The sequence below is a fragment of the Acidimicrobiia bacterium genome, assembly GCA_035651955.1.
GTDB lineage: Bacteria > Actinomycetota > Acidimicrobiia > IMCC26256 > JAMXLJ01 > JAMXLJ01.
Map to the genome: position 1 here is coordinate 35,452 of DASRES010000081.1, position 18,581 is coordinate 54,032.

At 70.2% G+C, this 18,581-nt stretch carries 18 protein-coding genes and 1 tRNA gene; 6 read left to right on the forward strand and 13 right to left on the reverse strand.

Annotated features, from left to right (window positions below; translation table 11 throughout):
* Positions 1-2: 2 nt before the first annotated feature.
* From VFC33_17265 to dnaK, 6 genes are all read right to left on the reverse strand, one after another.
* Positions 3-1,295 carry an adenylosuccinate synthase gene (locus VFC33_17265; protein ID HZR14990.1) on the reverse strand — a complete coding sequence of 431 codons (1,293 nt, stop codon included), beginning with the start codon at positions 1,293-1,295 and terminating at the stop codon, positions 3-5.
* A 131-nt stretch (positions 1,296-1,426) separates the two neighbouring features.
* Positions 1,427-4,009 carry an ATP-dependent chaperone ClpB gene (clpB, locus tag VFC33_17270; protein ID HZR14991.1) on the reverse strand — a complete coding sequence of 861 codons (2,583 nt, stop codon included), beginning with the start codon at positions 4,007-4,009 and terminating at the stop codon, positions 1,427-1,429.
* A 118-nt stretch (positions 4,010-4,127) separates the two neighbouring features.
* On the reverse strand, positions 4,128-4,517 hold the full coding sequence (locus tag VFC33_17275) for a helix-turn-helix transcriptional regulator (protein ID HZR14992.1): 390 nt from the start codon (positions 4,515-4,517) through the stop codon (positions 4,128-4,130).
* 78 nt (positions 4,518-4,595) lie between these two features.
* Positions 4,596-5,762, reverse strand: a complete 1,167-nt coding sequence (dnaJ, locus tag VFC33_17280) for a molecular chaperone DnaJ (protein ID HZR14993.1) — start codon at positions 5,760-5,762, stop codon at positions 4,596-4,598.
* Between the two features lie 153 nt (positions 5,763-5,915).
* Positions 5,916-6,479 (reverse strand): nucleotide exchange factor GrpE, encoded by a 564-nt coding sequence (locus VFC33_17285; GenBank protein ID HZR14994.1) that lies wholly within the window; start codon positions 6,477-6,479, stop codon positions 5,916-5,918.
* A gap of 2 nt (positions 6,480-6,481) precedes the next feature.
* Positions 6,482-8,347 (reverse strand): molecular chaperone DnaK, encoded by a 1,866-nt coding sequence (gene dnaK, locus VFC33_17290; GenBank protein HZR14995.1) that lies wholly within the window; start codon positions 8,345-8,347, stop codon positions 6,482-6,484.
* 216 nt (positions 8,348-8,563) lie between these two features.
* Here dnaK and VFC33_17295 point away from each other — a divergent pair, with 216 nt between their 5' ends.
* From VFC33_17295 to VFC33_17305, 3 genes are all read left to right on the forward strand, one after another.
* Complete coding sequence (locus tag VFC33_17295) at positions 8,564-8,989, forward strand: cyclic nucleotide-binding domain-containing protein (GenBank protein ID HZR14996.1); 426 nt, start codon at positions 8,564-8,566, stop codon at positions 8,987-8,989.
* Between the two features lie 104 nt (positions 8,990-9,093).
* Complete coding sequence (locus VFC33_17300; GenBank protein HZR14997.1) at positions 9,094-11,322, forward strand: 4Fe-4S dicluster domain-containing protein; 2,229 nt, start codon at positions 9,094-9,096, stop codon at positions 11,320-11,322.
* A 122-nt stretch (positions 11,323-11,444) separates the two neighbouring features.
* Entirely contained in the window at positions 11,445-12,596 is a 1,152-nt protein-coding gene (locus VFC33_17305; protein HZR14998.1) for a hypothetical protein, read from the forward strand.
* A gap of 52 nt (positions 12,597-12,648) precedes the next feature.
* Here the strand turns inward: VFC33_17305 and VFC33_17310 are convergent, their stop codons facing one another.
* The gene (locus VFC33_17310) at positions 12,649-13,233 is read right to left on the reverse strand and encodes a DNA-3-methyladenine glycosylase I (protein ID HZR14999.1); all 585 of its coding nucleotides are present in this window, start codon (positions 13,231-13,233) and stop codon (positions 12,649-12,651) included.
* Complete coding sequence (dcd, locus tag VFC33_17315; protein HZR15000.1) at positions 13,220-13,795, reverse strand: dCTP deaminase; 576 nt, start codon at positions 13,793-13,795, stop codon at positions 13,220-13,222. Before dcd ends, VFC33_17310 begins: the two co-directional genes overlap by 14 nt.
* Before the next feature lie 78 nt (positions 13,796-13,873).
* Between dcd and VFC33_17320 the strand changes: the two genes are divergently transcribed.
* Both VFC33_17320 and VFC33_17325 read left to right on the forward strand, forming a co-directional pair.
* Positions 13,874-13,947, forward strand: a tRNA-Gly gene (locus VFC33_17320).
* Positions 13,948-13,966: 19 nt separating this feature from the next.
* Positions 13,967-14,362 carry a DUF1801 domain-containing protein gene (locus tag VFC33_17325; protein HZR15001.1) on the forward strand — a complete coding sequence of 132 codons (396 nt, stop codon included), beginning with the start codon at positions 13,967-13,969 and terminating at the stop codon, positions 14,360-14,362.
* A 12-nt stretch (positions 14,363-14,374) separates the two neighbouring features.
* Here the strand turns inward: VFC33_17325 and VFC33_17330 are convergent, their stop codons facing one another.
* The 4 genes from VFC33_17330 to VFC33_17345 form a co-directional block, all read right to left on the reverse strand.
* A complete protein-coding gene (locus VFC33_17330) occupies positions 14,375-15,295 on the reverse strand; it encodes an SDR family oxidoreductase (GenBank protein ID HZR15002.1) in 921 nt (306 codons plus the stop codon).
* Between the two features lie 65 nt (positions 15,296-15,360).
* Positions 15,361-16,215: an LLM class F420-dependent oxidoreductase gene (locus VFC33_17335; GenBank protein ID HZR15003.1), complete on the reverse strand. Its 855-nt coding sequence runs from the start codon at positions 16,213-16,215 to the stop codon at positions 15,361-15,363.
* A 33-nt stretch (positions 16,216-16,248) separates the two neighbouring features.
* Entirely contained in the window at positions 16,249-16,851 is a 603-nt protein-coding gene (locus tag VFC33_17340) for a TetR/AcrR family transcriptional regulator (GenBank protein HZR15004.1), read from the reverse strand.
* Positions 16,852-16,920: 69 nt separating this feature from the next.
* On the reverse strand, positions 16,921-17,232 hold the full coding sequence (locus VFC33_17345) for a hypothetical protein (protein ID HZR15005.1): 312 nt from the start codon (positions 17,230-17,232) through the stop codon (positions 16,921-16,923).
* A gap of 9 nt (positions 17,233-17,241) precedes the next feature.
* Between VFC33_17345 and VFC33_17350 the strand changes: the two genes are divergently transcribed.
* Complete coding sequence (locus VFC33_17350) at positions 17,242-17,559, forward strand: hypothetical protein (GenBank protein HZR15006.1); 318 nt, start codon at positions 17,242-17,244, stop codon at positions 17,557-17,559.
* A 10-nt stretch (positions 17,560-17,569) separates the two neighbouring features.
* Here the strand turns inward: VFC33_17350 and VFC33_17355 are convergent, their stop codons facing one another.
* Positions 17,570-18,547, reverse strand: a complete 978-nt coding sequence (locus VFC33_17355) for a sigma-70 family RNA polymerase sigma factor (protein HZR15007.1) — start codon at positions 18,545-18,547, stop codon at positions 17,570-17,572.
* Positions 18,548-18,581 lie beyond the last annotated feature (34 nt).

Below are 18,581 nucleotides of genomic sequence, written 5' to 3' on the forward strand. Positions count from 1 at the left end.
GGTTACGCCGCGCGCGGGAGCACGACGGTCTGCTCCCGGCCCGGCCCGACCGAGACGAACGTGGCCGGCACACCGGCCTGCTCCTCGATGAAGCGCACGTACTCACGGGCGGCCGCGGGCAGGTCGTCGACGCGCGCCGCGCCGTCGATCTCGCCGCCCCAGCCCGGCAGCGTCTCGTACACCGGACGCACCTTGTGCAGCACGCTCTGGTGGTACGGGACGTGGTCGTAGCGGGTCCCGTCCTCGCCTTCGTACGCGACGCACACCTTCAGCTCGTGCAGCGGCGCGAGCACGTCGAGCTTCGTGATCGCGATCTCGGTGCAACCGTTGAGCCGCACCGCGTGACGCAGCATCACGGCGTCGAGCCATCCGGGACGGCGGCGGCGGCCCGTGTTCGTGCCGAACTCGTGACCGCGCTCGACGAGCAGGTCGCCGATCGCGTCGCCCTCGTGCAGCTCCGTCGGGAAGGGCCCCGCGCCGACGCGGGTCGTGTACGCCTTCACGACGCCGATCACCCGGTCGATCGCGTTCGGCCCGACGCCCGCGCCCGGGCACACACCGCCGGCAACGGGGTTGCTCGAGGTGACGTAGGGATAGGTGCCCTGGTCGAGGTCGAGGTACGTGGCCTGCGCGCCCTCGAACAGCACGCGCTGCCCCGCGTCGAGCGCCTCGTGCACGAGGTGCACGGTGTCCGAGATCATCGGCTCCAACCGCGGGACCATCGCGAGGTAGCGCGCACAGATCTCGTCGGCGTCGAGCGGGAGCCGGTTGTAGACCTTCGCGAGCACACCGTTCTTCTCGCGCAGCGCGAGGTCGAGCTTCTCACGGAAGATCTTCGGGTCGAGGAGGTCCTGCACCCGGATGCCGACCCGGGCGGCCTTGTCGGCGTACGCGGGACCGATGCCGCGCTTGGTCGTCCCGAGCTTGTTCTTGCCCAGGTATCGCTCGGTCACCCGGTCGAGCTCCTGGTGGTACGGCATGATCAGGTGCGCGTTCCCGGAGAGCCGTAGCCGCGCCGCGTCGATGCCCTTGGTCGCGAGCATGTCGATCTCCTCGAGCAGGACGGCCGGATCGACGACCACGCCGTTGCCGATCACGGGCACGACCCAGTCGTAGAGGACACCGCTCGGGACGAGCTGGAGCGCGAACACCTCGCCGTCGACGACGATCGTGTGGCCGGCGTTGTGACCGCCCTGGTACCGCACGACCAGCTCGCTCTCCTTGGCGAGATAGTCGGTGAAGCGGCCCTTGCCCTCGTCGCCCCACTGGGTGCCGACGATCACCGTGCCGGGCACGTGGGTCTCCGACAGGAGGAACGTGATTCGAGGCTCACGTTGGCAAGAGGGTAGCGGGTCACCCCACCCCAGTGTTCTGTGAAGCGTCAGACACACATGTTGTGCATGACGCTTCCCAGAACGGGGCGGGGTTACGCGACGACGACGGGCGTGTCCTGCTTCTTGTTGAACACGAGACCGCCGTCGGGGACGGCGTCGACGACGATGGTGTCGCCGTCGGCGTACTCGCCCTGGAGCACCGCGAGCGCGATCGGGTCCGCGACCTCCCGCTGGAGCACCCGCTTGAGCGGCCGGGCGCCGTAGTCGGGGTCGTAGCCGACCCGGGCCACGTGCTCGAGGGCCGCCTCCGTGAGCTCGAGACGCAGGCCGCGCTGCTGCAGCCTCCGGCCGAGCTGGCCGACCTGCAACGCGACGATCTGCTCGATGTGGCGCTCGTCGAGACGGTGGAACATCACGATCTCGTCGATGCGGTTGAGGAACTCGGGCTTGAAGTGGTTCTGCACCGCGGCCATGACGACCGGCTCGGGGCCACCCGCGCCGAGGTTGCTCGTCATGATGAGCACGACGTTCGTGAAGTCGACCGTGCGGCCCTGGCCGTCGGTCAGGCGACCGTCGTCCATCAGCTGCAACAGCACGTTGAACACGTCCGGGTGGGCCTTCTCGATCTCGTCGAGCAGCACGACCGCGTACGGACGACGACGGATGGCCTCGGTGAGCTGACCGCCCTCCTCGTAGCCGACGTAGCCGGGCGGCGCGCCCACGAGGCGCGACACGGTGTGCTTCTCCATGTACTCCGACATGTCGATGCGCACCATCGCCCGCTCGTCGTCGAAGAGGAACTCGGCGAGCGCACGCGCGAGCTCTGTCTTGCCAACGCCGGTCGGACCGAGGAAGAGGAACGACCCGATCGGCCGGTTGGGGTCGGACAGGCCGGCACGCGAACGACGGATCGCGTTCGCGACCGCGGTCACGGCCGAGTCCTGGCCGATCACGCGCTCGTGCAGCACGTCCTCCATGCGGACGAGCTTCTGCACCTCGCCCTCCATGAGCCGCGACACCGGGATGCCGGTCCACCGGGAGACGATCTCCGCGACGTCGTCGGCGTCGACCTCCTCCTTCAGCATCTTCTGGTCGCCCTGCAGCTCCTCGAGGCGCGCGGTCTTCTGCGCGATCTCGTTCTCGACGTCGCGCATCGTGCCGTAGCGCAGCTGCGCGGCGCGCTCGAGGTCGCCGTCGCGCTCGGCCCGCTCGGCCTCGGTGCGCGTCGACTCGAGCCGCTCCTTCAGCTCACGGATCTCAGTGATCGCGTCCTTCTCCGACTGCCAGTGCGCAACCATCCCGTCGCGCTCCTCGGCGAGCTCGGCGAGCTCGGCCTCGATCGCCTCGAGCCGCTGGCGCGAGGACTCGTCGGTCTCCTTGCCGAGCGCGGCCTTCTCGATCTCGAGCTGGCGGATGCGCCGCTCGACGACGTCGATCTCGAACGGCATCGAGTCGATCTCGATGCGCAGGCGCGACGCCGCCTCGTCGATGAGGTCGATGGCCTTGTCCGGCAGCTGACGGCCGGTGATGTAGCGGTGCGACAGCATCGCGGCCGCGACGAGCGCGGCGTCCTGGATGCGCACACCGTGGTGGACCTCGTAGCGCTCCTTGAGGCCGCGCAGGATCGCGATCGTGTCGTCGACCGACGGCTCGCCCACGTACACCTGCTGGAAACGGCGTTCGAGCGCGGGGTCCTTCTCGACGTACTTCCGGTACTCGTCGAGCGTCGTCGCACCGATGAGGCGCAGCTCGCCGCGCGCCAGCATCGGCTTGATCATGTTGCCGGCGTCGACCGCGCCCTCGGCACCGCCCGCGCCGACGATCGTGTGCAGCTCGTCGACGAAGCTGATGATCTCGCCCTCGGCGTCGGTGATCTCCTTGAGGACAGCCTTGAGTCGCTCCTCGAACTCACCGCGGTACTTCGCGCCGGCGACCATCGCGCCGATGTCGAGCGCGACGAGGCGCTTGTCGCGCAGACCCTCGGGGACGTCGCCCTCCACGATGCGGCGCGCCAGCCCCTCGACGATCGCGGTCTTGCCGACGCCCGGCTCGCCGATGAGCACCGGGTTGTTCTTCGTGCGCCGCGACAGCACCTGGATCACGCGGCGGATCTCGTCGTCACGACCGATGACCGGGTCGAGCTTCCCCTTGCGGGCCTCCTCGGTGAGGTCGCGCCCGTACTTCTCGAGCGCCTGGTACTGCTCCTCGGGGTTCTCGCTCGTGACGCGATGCGATCCGCGCACGGCCTTCAACGCGTCGAGCACGGCCTCGCGCGTCACACCGAGCGACCGCAGGAGGTCGCCGACGCCACCCGGCACGGCGGCCATCGCGAGCAGCAGGTGCTCGGTCGACAGGTAGTCGTCGTTCAGGCCGCTGCGCTCCTCGTCCGCCGACTCGAGCACGCGGTACGCGTCGGGCGACAACGCGGGTTGCTGCTGCGCGCCGTACACCTGCGGGAGCTTCGCGAGCGCCTCGTCGACGCGGTCGCGCAGCGTCTTCGGCGCGACGCCCATGCGCTCGAGCACGGGCAGCACGACACCCTCGGGCTGGCCGAGGAGGCCGGCGAGCAGGTGCTCGGGCGTGACCTGCGAGTGGTTGCGGTCGCGCGCGAGGGCTTGCGCGGCACCGATGGCCTCGCCGGTCTTGCGGGTGAAGCGGTTGGGGTCCAGGGGCATGGGTCAGGTCACCTCGGAGTGGGATGTCACCAGAGTTGACAATCCCGCGCTCAACTTCATTCCCCGTGGGGACGTTTTCTCGACCATGGGACGAGTCTCTGTCCCGACGGAGCGGGGGTCAGCCGCGCCTCAGGCGGACGACGGCCTTGCTGACGGGGACGAGGTCGCGGCGGTAGTGGCGGTGGACGCGGTCGACGGCCTCGCGGGCCTCGTCGTAGGCCGCCTGCAGGTCGTCGCGCAGCTGCTCGATCTCGGCGCGCGCGTCGTCGAGCTCGGCCTCGAGCTCGAGGATCTTCTTCACGCCGGCGAGGCTCACGCCGTCGTTGGTCAGCTCCTGGATGCGACGCAGCAGCGCGACGTCGCGCTCGGAGTACCGGCGGCTGCGCCCCTGCGTGCGCGCCGGCTCGATCAGCCCCTTGCGCTCGTAGATGCGCAGCGTCTGCGGGTGCACGCCCGCGAGCTCGGCGGCGACCGAGATGATGTAGAGCGCGCGCTCGTCGTTATTCATGGTCACACTCACTCAGCGGGCGGGATACCCGCCCGCTGCCCTTCGGGACGTTCGCCGTTCCGTCGTTCATGGTCACACTCACACTCCCAGGTGCGCGCGCGGGTTCCCGGGCAACGCCTGCGCGAGCTTCTCGACGGCCTCGCGCGCGCCGTCCTCGAGCTCGGTCGGGACCGACACGTCGAAGGTGACGAGCAGGTCGCCGGGCGATCCCTTGGCACGAGGGATGCCGCGGCCGCGCACACGCACGGTCTTGCCGCTCTGCGTCCCCGCGGGGACCTTCACCGTGACCGGGTCGTCGAGCGTCGGCACCTTCACCTGCGCGCCGAGCGCCGCCTCCGGGAACGTGACCGGCAGTCGCACCGTCAGGTCGTGGCCCTTGCGCCCGAACACGGCGTGCGGGCGCACGTGCACGATCACGTACAGGTCACCCGGCGGGCCACCGTTCCCGCCCGCGCCGCCGCGTCCCTTCACGCGGATGCGCTGTCCGTCGTCGACACCCGCGGGGATGCGCACCTTCACGTCACGGTGACGGACCTCGATGCCGTGGCCCTTGCAGGTCGGGCACCGCTCCTTGATCAGCTGGCCGCTGCCGCCGCAGCGCGGGCACACCTCGGACACGGAGAACGGGCCCTGGTCGCGGGCGATCATCCCGACGCCGCCACACTCGGGGCAGCGCTCCGGCATCGTCCCCGGCTTCGCACCCGAGCCACCGCACGTCGAGCACACCGCGTCCGCGGTGAAGCTCACGGTCGTCGTCACGCCGTGCACCGCGTCGAGGAAGTCGAGGTACAGCTCGGCCTCGAGGTCCTGCCCGCGCCGCGGCCCACGTGCCGCTCCGCGCCCGCCGCGCCGGCCCGCAGCGCGCCCGAACAGGCCGCCGAGCAGGTCCGAGAACCCGCCGATGTCCTCGAAGTTGATCGTCTGGCCGCCGGCACCGAATCCGCCGCCCGGGAAGCCACCCGCACCGCCGAAGCCGCCGAAGCCGCCCGGTCCGCCGACCCCGGACGCGACCATCTCGCGGACCTGGTCGTACTCCTTGCGCTTCTCCGCGTCGCCGAGGACGTCGTACGCCGCGGACACCTCCTTGAAGCGCTCCTCGGCCTGCGCGTTCCCCTGGTTCGCGTCGGGGTGGAACTGCTTGGCGAGCTTGCGGTAGGCGCGCGAGATGTCCTTCTCGGACGCGTCCTTCGACACGCCGAGCTCCGCGTAGTAGTCCTTCTCGAACCATTCGCGCTGTGGCGCCACGCGCTACCTCTCCGCCTTACGTCGTCTTCGCTCTTGGCGCCTTCGGCGCCGGGTGATCCCCGTGGTCGCGCTCGCTGCTCGCGCGGGATACCCGGCTCGCAGACGCTCGCCGCTCCCGGGGCCACGCTTCCGCTCGCCTAGCGGCTCGCTCGCTCACCTCGCGACCTTCACCATCGCGGGACGCAGGACGCGTCCCTTCACGCGGTAGCCCGCGCGCATGACGTCCGCGACCACGGGCGGCCCCTCGTCGGCACCCGCAGCGCGCTCTTCCTGCATCACCGCTTCGTGCTCGTTGGGGTCGAACTCCTCGCCCGGCTCGCCGATGCGCTTCAACCCGTTGCGCTCGAGCACGCCGAGCAGCTCCGCGTAGACCAGCTCGACGCCCTTCTGGACGCGCTCGTCGCCCTCGAGGTTGAGCAGCGCGAGCTCGAACGCGTCGAGCACGGGCAGCAGCTCCTCGACGAGCCGCTCGGTCGCACGCTCGATCAACGCCGTCTGCTCGCGCGTGATGCGCTTGCGGTAGTTCTCGAACTCCGCCTGCACGCGCCGCGCGAGCTCGAGGTACTCGTCGCGCTCCGCACGCGCGCGCGACAGCTCGTCGAGTTCGAGCGTCACGGCTTCCTCTTCGCGCGCGTCACGCGCTTCCTCGTCCGCGGCGACGGGTGCGGCGTCCTCCGCCGCACCCGTCTCGTGACGGACGTCGTCGTTGCCGTCCATCGTCACGCGCTCCGCTCGTCGTCGACGATCTCCGCGTCGGCGACCTCGTCGTCGGACGACGGGCCCGCGCCGCCGGGTGCGCCGGTGGTCGGCCCGCCCTCGGGTCCGGGTCCGCCCGCGCCCGCCTGGGCCTGCTGCGCGGCCGCGTACAGCCGCTGCGCGAACTCCTGGCTCGCAGTGATCAGGCCCTCGTGGGCACGGCGGACGGCCTCGACGTCCGGACCGGCCAGCGCGTCCTTCAGCGCCTTGAGCGCGTCCTCGATCTTGGTGCGTTCCTCGGGCTGGACCTTGTCGCCCTGCTCGTTGAGCAGCTTCTCGGTCTGGAAGACGAGCGAGTCGGCCGCGTTGCGCGTCTCGGCCTCCTCACGCCGCTTCCGGTCCTCCTCGGCATGTGCCTCGGCCTCGCGGACCATGCGGTCGATCTCGTCCTTGCCGAGCGCGGTACCGCCCGTGATGGTCATCGCCTGCTCGCGGCCCGTGCCGAGATCCTTGGCGGACACGTTCACGATGCCGTTCGCGTCGATGTCGAACGTCACCTCGATCTGCGGGACACCACGCGGTGCGGGCGGGATGCCGACGAGCTGGAACGTGCCGAGCAGCTTGTTCCGGTACGCCATGTCACTCTCGCCCTGCAGCACCTTGATCTCGACGCTGGGCTGGTTGTCCTCCGCGGTCGTGAAGACCTCGGAGCGCTTGGTCGGGATCGTCGTGTTGCGCTCGATGAGCTTCGTCATGATCTGGCCCTTGGTCTCGATGCCGAGGGACAGCGGCGTGACGTCGAGCAGGAGGATGTCCTTCACGTCGCCCTTGAGGACACCGGCCTGGATCGCGGCGCCGACCGCGACGGCCTCGTCCGGGTTGACACCCTTCTCGGGCTCGCCACCGGACAGCTCGCGCACGAGCTCCTGGACGGCGGGCATGCGCGTCGAGCCGCCGACGAGCACGACGTGATTGATGTGGCCCTTGCTCAGCCCCGCGTCGCGGATCGCCTGCTCGAAGGGACCGCGGCACGCCTCGAGCAGGTCGGCCGTCAGCTCCTGGAACTTGGCGCGCGACAGGCTGAGCTCGAGGTGCAGCGGGCCGTCGCTCGTCGCGGTGATGAACGGCAGGTTGATCGACGTCTCCGCGAGCGAGGACAGCTCGATCTTCGCCTTCTCCGCGGCCTCCTTCAGACGCTGCGTCGCCATCCGGTCCGCCGACAGGTCGACGCCGTGCGCGTTCTTGAACTCGGTCACCATCCAGTCGATGACGCGCTGGTCCCAGTCGTCACCGCCGAGGTGGGTGTTGCCGGCGGTCGACTTGACCTCGAACACGCCCTCGCCGATCTCGAGCACGGACACGTCGAACGTGCCGCCGCCGAGGTCGAACACGAGGATCGTCTGGTCGTTCTCCTTGTCGAGCCCGTACGCGAGCGACGCCGCGGTCGGCTCGTTGATGATGCGCAGCACCTCGAGGCCCGCGATCTCGCCGGCCTCCTTGGTGGCCTGGCGCTGCGCGTCGTCGAAGTACGCGGGAACGGTGATGACCGCCTGGCTGACGGTGTCGCCCAGGTACGACTCCGCGTCCCGCTTCAGCTTCTGCAGGATGCGGGCCGAGATCTCCTGGGCCCGGTACGCCTTGCCGTCGACGTCGATCGTCCAGCTCGTGCCCATGTGGCGCTTGACCGAGCGGACCGTGCGATCGGGGTTCGTGATGGCCTGGCGCTTCGCCACCTCGCCGACCAGCACCTCGCCGGTCTTCGAGAAGGCGACGACGGACGGTGTCGTGCGGGAACCCTCGGCGTTGGGGATCACCACCGGCTCGCCCGCCTCGAGCACCGAGACGACGGAGTTGGTGGTGCCGAGGTCGATGCCGACGGCCTTGGGCATGGGGGTTGCCTCCGTGTGGTTGGGTGAGATCTGGTTGGCTGAGATTCGGGGAAGGTGCGGCGCACCGGTCCCGTGGGACCGCGTTGCCTGCGCCGCACGCTAGAACTTTGAGTGCAGTGCTGTCAACTTCGCTGCTCGCTGCCGCATTCCCGCCCGGCCCGACCTGCGCCGGAATGCCCCGAGACAAGGCGGCACCCCGTCGGTAGATTTCCCGCCATGCCCCGAGGCGATGTGTTCCTGGACCACCTTCGTCAGGTGTCCCTGTTCTCCGCCCTGTCCCGCAAGGAGCTCGGCCTCGTCGCCCGGCGGGCCGAGGACGTGAAGGTCAACGCGGGCAAGGTCCTCGTGAGCGAGGGCGCGCCCGGCTCCGAGTTCTTCGTGATCGTCGACGGCACCGCCAAGGTCACCCGCAAGGGTCGCAAGGTCGCGACGCTCGGACCCGGGGACGCCTTCGGCGAGCTCGCCCTGCTCGACCGGGCACCCCGCAACGCGACGGTCGTCGCGGAGACGCCGATGGAGGTCGTCGTGCTCGGCCAGCGCGAGTTCGCGGGGATCATCGACGAGGTCCCCGGCTTCTCGCGCAAGCTCCTCGCGGGCCTCGCCCATCGCCTGCGCGAGTACGACGCCAAGAGCGTCCAGTAGGCGCATCGGGCCCGCGCATCGGGCCCGCGTCGAACCGGGATGGCGAGGTGACCCCGCGGTAGCTTTTCGCGCTCCCGGAGCGGGACAGTGTGCGGAGGCGGCGCGTGCGGAGGCCCAAGCCCCATCAGGTCGTGCTGTGGATCGGCGTGCTCGCCGCGCTCGGCGCGCTCGCGTCCGGACTGGTACCGAACCTGACCCACTGGGAGGACCACTCGCGCGTCGCCCGCCGGGTGTTCGGCGACATCCCGGGGCCGGTCGAGGTCGCCTTCTACTTCGCGGTCGCGATCATGCTGTTCGTCGTCGCGTGGCTCGTCTCGCTGCGCGTGCAGAACTACGAGCGGGGCCAACCCGACGACCGGCGGACGCGGCGAAGCAACGTCAAGCAGCGGATGGAGGACTTCCGCGCGGGCGTCTGGATGCGCACCCTGCTGCGCGACCCGTCCGCGGGCGTGATGCACTCGCTCATCTACTTCGGCTTCATCGGGCTGTTCATGGCCACGGTGATCCTCGAGATCGACCATCAGCTCCCGAGCTCGTGGAAGTTCCTCCACGGCCATACCTACATGGCGTACTCCTCGGTGTCCGACCTCGCGGGGGTCGCGTTCGTCGTCGGGATCGGCTGGGCGATCGTGCGGCGCTACGTCATCCGGCCGTACCGCATCCGGATCAAGACCAAGCCCGAGGACGCGTTCATCCTCGGCACGTTCCTGCTCATCGGTGTGACCGGCTTCTTCGTCGAGGCGTTCCGGATCGCGCTCGTCGGCCGTCCCGGCTTCGAGCGCTGGTCACTCGTCGGCTACCCGATCTCGGGCTGGTTCTCGGGATGGAACGCGCACACGCTGAGCGACCTGCACCGGTGGTTGTGGGGCGCGCACTTCGTGCTGTTCCTCGGGTTCCTGCTGGTGCTGCCCACGACGAAGCTGCGTCACATGATCACGTCGCCGATGAACATGTACCTGCGCGACCGTGAGCGGCCCAAGGGCGCGATGAAGCCCATGCCGAACCTCATGGAGACGGAGCTCGAGACGTTCGGCGCGTCGACCGTCGAGGACTTCACCTGGAAGCAGCTGTTCGACACCGACGCGTGCACGATCTGCGGGCGGTGCACGTCGGTGTGCCCCGCGCACAAGACCGGGAAGCCGCTCGACCCCCGCGAGATCGTGTTGAAGGTCGGCGAGGTCATGGCGGCGACGGGGACGCCTGCGGTGTCACCCCCCGTCGGTACGGTCCCCGAGATCACCGTCACCGCGGACTCGTTGTTCGAGCGCGTCTCGAGCGAGGAGCTGTGGGCGTGCACGTCGTGCAAGGCGTGCGACGAGATCTGCCCGGTGAACATCGAGATCCTCGACAAGATCCTCGACATGCGCCGGTACAAGTCGCTGATGGAGAGCGACTTCCCCACCGAGCTCGGGAACACCTACCGCTCGATGGAGAACAGCTCCAACGTCTACGGCATGAACCAGGGTGACCGCGCCGACTGGGCCGCGAGTCTCGACGGCGTCGACATCATCGAGCCGACGGGCACCCTCGACCACGAGTACCTGTACTGGGTCGGGTGCGCGGGCAGCTTCGACGACCGCAACAAGAAGGCCAGCCGCGCGATCGCGACCCTGCTGCAGCGGGCCGGGATCGACTTCGCGATCCTCGGGCCGAGCGAGCTGTGCACCGGTGACCCGGCCCGTCGATCGGGCAACGAGTACATCTTCCAGATGCTCGCCATGCAGAACGTCGAGACCCTGAACGGGCTCGGCGTGCGCAAGATCATCACCCAGTGCCCGCACTGCTTCAACACGCTCAAGAACGAGTACCCGCAGCTTGGCGGCGACTACGAGGTCGTCCACCACTCGCAGCTGCTGATGCAGCTCATCGAGACGGGCCGGCTGTCGCTCGCAGGCGCGTCGCTCGACGAGCGCGTCACGTACCACGACTCGTGCTATCTGGGACGGCACAACGACGTGTACCTCGCGCCGCGCAAGGTCATCGGCTCGCTCGGGGGGATCGACGTCGTCGAGATGCCGCGCAACGGCACGCGCGGGATGTGCTGCGGCGCGGGCGGTGCGCGCATGTGGATGGAGGAGCGCATCGGCAAGAAGGTCAACGACGAGCGCACGGAGGAGGCGCTCGCCACCGGTGCGCAGCGGATCGCGGTGGCGTGCCCGTTCTGCTACGTGATGTTCGACGACGGCGTGAAGGGCAAGAGCGCGGACGAGGACGTCAAGGTGCAGGACATCGCCGAGATCCTCGTCGACGCGATCGAGCGAGGTGACGGCACGGCGGCGGTCGCCACGCCGAGCAGCGTCCCGGAGACGCCCTCGTTCCAGCCCGGGATCTGAGCTGCGCCTCCGGTCGCGCTCGCAGGCTCGCCGCTCCCCTGCCAACACCACGACCAGTCGCGCAACGCGATCCGCACCCGCAGCCGGGTGACACGCGTGTCAGCTGTGGGCACAATCGCGTCATGGCGATCATCGATGCCGATCAGCACCTGTTCGAGTCGCGGTCGCTGTGGCGTGACCACGCCGACCCGGCGGACCGCGACGACGCGCTGGCGATCGTCGACGACGAGGTCGGCAACGCGTGGGTCAGCTGGCGGGGCGAGCGGATCTCGCTCGCGCACGTCACGACCCCGGGTGATCCGGACGACGTCGGGCGCCAGCAGGCCCGGGCGCGAGCCGGGCTCCCGCCGGAGCACCACTACGACGACGTCCTGCCCCGTGACTACTGGGACCCGGTTGCTCGCCGCGACCGTGTGGACGCGCTCGGGTTCGACGCAGCGGTGCTCTTCCCCAACTACGGGCTCGTGTGGGAGCACGCGCTCGCGCGCGACCTCCACGCGACGCTCGTCAACCTCGGCGCGTGGAACCGCTGGTGCGCGACCGTCGCGCACGAGGGGAAGGGGCGATTGCATCCCGTCGCGCACCTGACGTTGCGCGACGTCGCGTGGCTCGAGGATCAGCTCGACACGCTGTCACGCGCCGGCATCCGCGTCGCGATGATCCCGCCCGGCCTCGTCGACGGCCGGCCGCTGTCGCACCCCGATCTCGACCGCGCGTGGGCCGCGTTCGCCGACCACGGCGTCACACCGGTGTTCCACATCGCGAGCAGCGTCCGGCCGTTCCCCGAGCCGTGGTACGAGAACGAGAGCGACCCCGATCCGAACAACCTCCTGCTGACGTCGGTGTTCATCTGGGCCGCGCCCGCGCTCGCGCTCGCCGACCTCGCGCTCAACGGCGTGCTTGCACGCCATCCCGACCTCCGCGTCGGCGTGATGGAGCTCGCCGCGGTGTGGGTACCGATGTTCTTCCAGTTCATGGACGGCGGCTACCGGTTCACGTCGCGGCTCGCGGGCAGCGAGCACGCCGAGCTCGAGATGGCACCGAGCGAGTACGTGCGCCGCCAGGTGCGCATCGCCGCGTTCTCGTACGAGCAGCCGCACCACCTCGCGCGCGCCGCCGGCGACGTGTTCATGTGCTGCAGCGACTGGCCGCACTCCGAGGGCACCGACCACGCGCTCGACGAGTACGGCGCGCTCGGGCACGGGAACGTCGACGCGACGAGCGAGCCGGGCCTGTTCGGCGACAACGTGGCCTTCCTGCTGCGTCAGGACTGAGCCCACGAGTTCCTTTTGTGAAGCGTCATGCACACACCATGTGCATGACGCTTCACGGAACGGTGGGCGACTTGAAGCAGCGGGCGACGTGGTCGTCGACGAGACCCGCCGCCTGCATGAACGCGTAGACGATCGTCGGGCCGACGAACTTGAAGCCGCGGGCGCGCAGGTCCTTGCTCAGGCGCGTCGAGATGTCGCTGACCGCCGGGACGTCACGCTCGTCGCGTGGACGGTTCACGATCGGTGCGCCGTCGACGAACGACCACAGGTAGGCGTCGAGCGTGTCGCCGGTCTCGTCGCGCAGCGCGAGCGTGGCACGCGCGTTCGTGATCGCGGCGTCGATCTTCTGACGGTTGCGCACGATGCGCGCGTCGGACAGCAGGCGGGCGCGGTCGTCGTCGCCGAAGCGCGCGATTCGCACGACGTCGAAGTCGGCGAACGCGTCGCGGTACCCGGCGCGCTTGCGCAGGATGGTCGACCACGACAGCCCGGCCTGCGCGCCCTCCAGCACGAGCAGCTCGAACAGCGCGCGATCGTCGTGGTGTGGGACGCCCCACTCGTCGTCGTGGTAGGCGACCATGAGCGGGTCGCTGCCCGCCCAGGCGCAGCGTGCGGCGCCGCCCTCAGCCCGCGCCACGCGGGAAGTTGAGGTAGTAGCGACTCGGCGTCGGACCGCGCTGGCCCTGGTACTTCGAGCCCGTCTGCTTCGACCCGTACGGACTGTCGGCGGGCGTCGTCATGCGCAGGAACGAGATCTGCCCGATCTTCATGCCCGGGTAGATCGCGATCGGGAGGTTGGCGACGTTCGACAGCTCGAGGGTCAGGTGCCCGTCCCAGCCTGCGTCGACGAATCCTGCGGTGCTGTGGATGAGGAGGCCGAGACGGCCGAGGCTCGACTTGCCCTCGAGGCGCGCGACGAGGTCGTCGGGCAGCGCGACGCGTTCGAGCGTCGAGCCGAGCACGAACTCGCTGGGATGGAGGATGAACGTGCGGCCGTCGGGGACCTCGACGAGCTCGGTCAGGTCCTCCTGCGGTTCCTTCGGGTCGATGAACGGCGTCGTGTCGTTGCGGAACACACGGAAGTAGCGGTCGACGTGCAGGTCCACCGAGCTGGGCTGCACCGACCCCTCGGCGAGCGGCTCGATGACGACGCGGCCGGCCGCGAGCTCTTCCTTGATCGTCCGGTCCGACAGGATCACGGGCTCGGAGCCTACGCGGTGCGCTCACGCGCGCCGCGAAGCCGCGACGGGCCGGTTGCTAGGGTTCGCGGCTGTCTCGCGGGTGTAGTTCAGAGGCAGAACATCAGCTTCCCAAGCTGAGAACGCGGGTTCGATTCCCGTCACCCGCTCCACGACGTGAGGTGTTGCTCGATGGCCGACCCGAAGACCGACGCTTCCAAGCTCATCGACAAGCGGATCAGGGAGCTCGGCGACTGGCGGGGTGAGACGCTCGGCGCGGTGCGAGCGATCATCAAGGACGCCGACCCCGACGTCGTCGAAGAGTGGAAGTGGGCCAAGGCCACCAGTCCCGGTACGCCGGTCTGGTCGCACAACGGCGGGATCTGCACCGGCGAGACCTACAAGAACGTCGTCAAGCTCACGTTCTTCAAGGGAGCGACGCTGAAGGATCCGTCGGGGCTGTTCAACTCCAGTCTCCAGGGCAAGGTCAGGCGGGCGATCGACATCAAGGAAGCGGACAAGATCGACGCACGTGCGCTGAAGGCTCTCGTCCGAGAAGCGGTGGCGCTCAACGCGAAGGGCAAGTAGCGCGCCCAGGCTTCAGAGGTCGCGCCACGCGTCGGGCTGCGTCCCGTCGACGTCCGTGAAGCCGTACTCCCGGGCCAGGTCCGCCGCGGTGACGGACCGCTGGTTCCATCTGGCGCGGTCCGGATCCGCGGCCAGCGCCGCGATCCCCCGCCCGACGTAACGCGGTGACTCGGACGCGGCGAACCCGGGCGGCGCCGTCGGCCGAAGGCCCCCGCGATCGGCGCGGAGCGCGTCGCGCCAGGTCTCCTCGGTGACGCCGAAGCCTTCGAGCATCATCTCCGACCGCAACCAGCCGGGCGTGACGGCGACCGCAGCACCGCCGAAGGGCGCGAGCTCGTGGCCCTGCGAGAACGCGAGCCGGTTCACCGCGACCTTGGCGAGGTCGTAGAACACCGAGATGCGGTAGTTCGACGCGTTGTACTCCGTCGTGCCGTCCGTGATCTCGACCACCAACCCACCGGGCGCGTCGATCACCAGCGGCAAGAGATGATGCGACGTGACGAGGTGTGTCTCGACGCCCAGGCGCAGGATGCGCAGCCCGGTGTCGAGGTCGTGCTCCCAGATGGGCGTGTTCCACTCGGCGGGACCGCCCTTGAGACGCTCGGCACCCCAGATGTCGTTCACCAGGACGTCGACGTGTCCGCGCTCGGCGCGGATCCGCTCCGCGAGCGCCGCCACCCGCGCGCGGTCGAGGTGATCGACCGGGATCGCGATCCCGACGCCGCCGAGCGCGGTCACCAGGTCCGCGGTCTCCTCGATCGTCTCGGGCCGGTCGTACTCCGAGCGGCGGGTCCGCGTCGTACGGCCGGTGCAGACGACGGTCGCACCCGCTTCCCCGAGCGCGGCCGCGATCCCGCGGCCCGCGCCCCGCGTCGCACCGGCGACGACCGCGACGCGCCCGCGCAACGCGTCAGGATCCGGTGACCAAGGCATCGAGCGGACTCTGGCACGTCGAAGGAGCACGAGGACGGCAACGGTTCCGCGTCACGCGCTGATCGTCACGTGACCGCGGGTGCGAGCGCGCGCCACGCGTCGAGCGGCATCCCGGATCCCGCCGCGCGCAACACCTGGATGCAGACGTGGTCCGCGCCCGCGTCACGGTGCTCACGAACGCGCGCCGCGATCGCGTCGTCGTCCCCCCATGCCACCAGCGCGTCGACGAGGCGGTCGCTGCGGGAGTCGACGTCGTCGTCGCTGAAGCCGAGACGCTTCCAGTTGTTCACGTAGTTCGGCAGGTTGCAGTAGACCTCGAGGGCCTGCCGTGCGATCTCGCGCGCGGGTCCTGCGTCACGCTCGAGCACGACTCCCTGCTCGACGAGCAGCCTCGCATCCTCGCCGAGGATCGAACGCGCGAACCCCGTGTGCTCGGGCGTGACGAGGTACGGGTGGGCACCGAGCGACCGGTCACGCGCGAGCTCCAACATGCGAGGCCCGAGCGCGGCAAGGCAGCGCTCATCGGGTGCGACGCCGTGGTCGTCGAGCCCGTCGAGGTACGCGCGCATCGTCGCGACCGGTCGCGTCCACGACATGCCCGGCTGCGCGTCGATCAACGGACCGTGGCTCACACCGAGCCCGAGCAGCAACCGGGACCGCCGGTCGTCGTCGAGCCCGCGGTGCCACGCGCCGACGTCGGCCGGTGTGTGCATCCAGATGTTGAGGATGCCGGTCGCCACCGTCAACGTCGACGTCGACGCGAGCAGGCGGTCGAGCGACGTGAAGACGTCGCCGCCGACGTCGGGGATCCACGCCGCGCTGTACCCGACGGACTCGAGCTCCTCGACCGCCTCGGCGATCGCGCCCGGGTCGCCGTAGCGCAGCTCGTGCGACCACACACCGGTTCCCGTCAGGTTCACCCGTGCATCATGCCCGGTACCCGTGACACACCGTCATCCGCGCAGCAGGCGCGCGAGCAGCGCGTCGACCGCCTTCTCCGCCGTGTCCTGGGCGGCCGCACGGTCGTCCGAGCGCGCGACGACGAGCGCGAGCTCGTTCACGCTCGCGAGGAGCATGTGCGCGAAGAGGTCGGCGAGCTCGGCCGGGACGAGCCCGGCGTCGGCCGCCGTCTGCATGACCGCCTTCACGCCGCCGAGCGCGTTCTCCTCCTCGATCTCGCGCCACCGCTCCCAGCCGAGCACCGCGGGCGCGTCGATCAGGACGATGCGGCGGACGACGGGATCGCCGGCGAGACGGATCCACGCGAGCGACCCGGCCCGCAGCCCCGCGACGGGATCCGGGTGTGCGGGATCGGTCACGTCCGCGACGGCCGCGAGCGTCTCCTCGGCGATGCGCAGCTCGACGCTCGCGAGTACGGCGTCGAACAGCGCGTCCTTGCCCTTGAAGTGGTGGTACAGCGCGCCGCGGCTGACGCCGGCCTCCTCGAGGACGGCCTCGATCGACGTGCCCTCGTAGCCCCTGGCCGCGAACAGGCCCGTCGCGACCTCGACGAGGTGCTCGCGCGTCGTACGGCTCTGCTCGGCCCGCCTGCTCACCGGCTCGCTCCTGGACCGCGACCCTCCACGGCTCCCGTCGACCGACGGTCGGTCGGATAGCGGATCAGGCTACCGCCGCGAGCGGCGTCGCGGCGCCCGCCGCCTGCGCTCCCGGCCCTGCCAGGCGAACAGCCGCTCGGGCTGCGGGATCCGCGCGAGCGCGGCGTTGACCACGCGCAGTGCCTCGGTCGCCCGGAAGTCGTCCGAGTCCTGGTAGAGACGCGCGAGGTAGCGGTCGGCGAGCCGCTCGAGCGGGACCCGGTCACCGTGGGACCACTCGACGAGCTCGTCGACCTGCCGGCGCCGTTCGTCGGCGGCCCCGTCACCGGCCGGGATGGTCTCGATCCGCGCGAGCAGGTCGCCGTGCACGACGTCCGTCATGTCCCGAGCATGACCGATTCGGCCGCGCCGTTCGCGCCGCTCCGCCACGACTCGATGATTCCCGGATGCGGCCGTCGTCGTAGCTGCGTGTACCAACCGACACGCTTCGCGACCGTCGTCATGACGCGCGACGGGGCGGAGCTGACGCGCTGGGAGCTCTGCCGCGTGGCACCGATCGATCTCTCGCTCGTGGACGAGGTCGCGCGCCTGCGCCTGCACGCGCTCGCGCTCGGATGCGACCTGCGGCTCCGCGACGTCTGCGACGACCTGCGTGAGCTCATCACGCTCGCAGGCCTCGCGGACGTCCTGACCGACGCGGAGCGCTGACGACCGGCCGCTACAGGGTCGGCGGCAGACCGAACGCCGCGAAGAGCGACGGGTCGTCGACGAAGTTGTGCAACGCGGTGATGCGCTCGCCGGTCGTCTCGACGAGGACGATCGACCAGGGCGTGTGCCCACCCTTGCCGTCGGAGCGGTACTGGCCGAACGCGGCGCAACCGTTGGCGACGATCGGGACGAGCTTCGACCCGGCGCAGCCGCTGCCCGGGCCGAGCAGCCAGCGGCCGATCTCGTCCGCACCCTGCAGCCAGAGCACGTACGGCGGCATCGACTGGACGGCGTCCTCGTGCAGCAGCGTGACAAGTCGCTCGACGTCGTAGCGCTCGAAGGCGTCGACGTAACGCGCCAGCAGCTCTCGCTGCTGGACGTCGACGAGGTCGGACGGCGACGTCTCGGCGTCGTGGTTCGCGAGGGTGGCGCGGGCGCGCTGGAGCGCGCTGTTGACGGACGCGACGCTCGTGTCGAGCAGCTCCGCGACCTCGCTCGCCTGCCAGCGCAACACCTCGCGCAGGATCAGCACCGCGCGCTGGCGGGCCGGCAGATGCTGCAGCGCGGCGACGAACGCGAGGCGGATCGTCTCGCGCTGTGCCATGACCTCGGCAGGATCGTCGTCGAGGTCCAGCACGCGGTCGTCCGCGATCGGGCCGACCCAGGAGTGCTCGGGAAGCCGCGCGCCGTCGAACGCGTCCGTCGTCGACGCGGGGCCGATCTCCATCGGCCGGGCGCGGCGCTGGCGGCCGCGCAGCATGTCGAGACACACGTTCGTCGCGATCCGGTACAGCCACGACCGGACCGTGGACCGGCCCTCGAAGCCGTCGATGGCGCGCCACGCGCGCACCAGCGTCTCCTGGACGGCGTCGTCGGCCTCGAACCCCGAGCCGAGCATCCGGTAGCAGTAGCCGGTCAGCTCCCGGCGGTACGGCTCGAGATCGTCGAAGCCGATCTCGCGGGTGGCGGCGTCGGAGCGAGCGGGCATGACCGTCGAGTCTACGAGGAGTCCCATCGTCGGA

Excerpts from the sequence above, each read along its gene's own strand:
- clpB (HZR14991.1), bottom strand. The coding sequence starts at position 4,009 with ATGCCCCTGGACCCCAACCGCTTCACCCGCAAGACCGGCGAGGCCATC.
- VFC33_17295 (HZR14996.1), top strand. The coding sequence starts at position 8,564 with ATGCCCCGAGGCGATGTGTTCCTGGACCACCTTCGTCAGGTGTCCCTG.
- VFC33_17325 (HZR15001.1), top strand. The coding sequence starts at position 13,967 with ATGGCCGACCCGAAGACCGACGCTTCCAAGCTCATCGACAAGCGGATC.
- VFC33_17275 (HZR14992.1), bottom strand. The coding sequence starts at position 4,517 with ATGAATAACGACGAGCGCGCGCTCTACATCATCTCGGTCGCCGCCGAG.
- VFC33_17350 (HZR15006.1), top strand. The coding sequence starts at position 17,242 with ATGACCGATTCGGCCGCGCCGTTCGCGCCGCTCCGCCACGACTCGATG.
- VFC33_17330 (HZR15002.1), bottom strand. The coding sequence starts at position 15,295 with ATGCCTTGGTCACCGGATCCTGACGCGTTGCGCGGGCGCGTCGCGGTC.
- dnaK (HZR14995.1), bottom strand. The coding sequence starts at position 8,347 with ATGCCCAAGGCCGTCGGCATCGACCTCGGCACCACCAACTCCGTCGTC.
- VFC33_17355 (HZR15007.1), bottom strand. The coding sequence starts at position 18,547 with ATGCCCGCTCGCTCCGACGCCGCCACCCGCGAGATCGGCTTCGACGAT.
- VFC33_17345 (HZR15005.1), bottom strand. The coding sequence starts at position 17,232 with ATGACGGACGTCGTGCACGGCGACCTGCTCGCGCGGATCGAGACCATC.
- VFC33_17305 (HZR14998.1), top strand. The coding sequence starts at position 11,445 with ATGGCGATCATCGATGCCGATCAGCACCTGTTCGAGTCGCGGTCGCTG.
- VFC33_17285 (HZR14994.1), bottom strand. The coding sequence starts at position 6,479 with ATGGACGGCAACGACGACGTCCGTCACGAGACGGGTGCGGCGGAGGAC.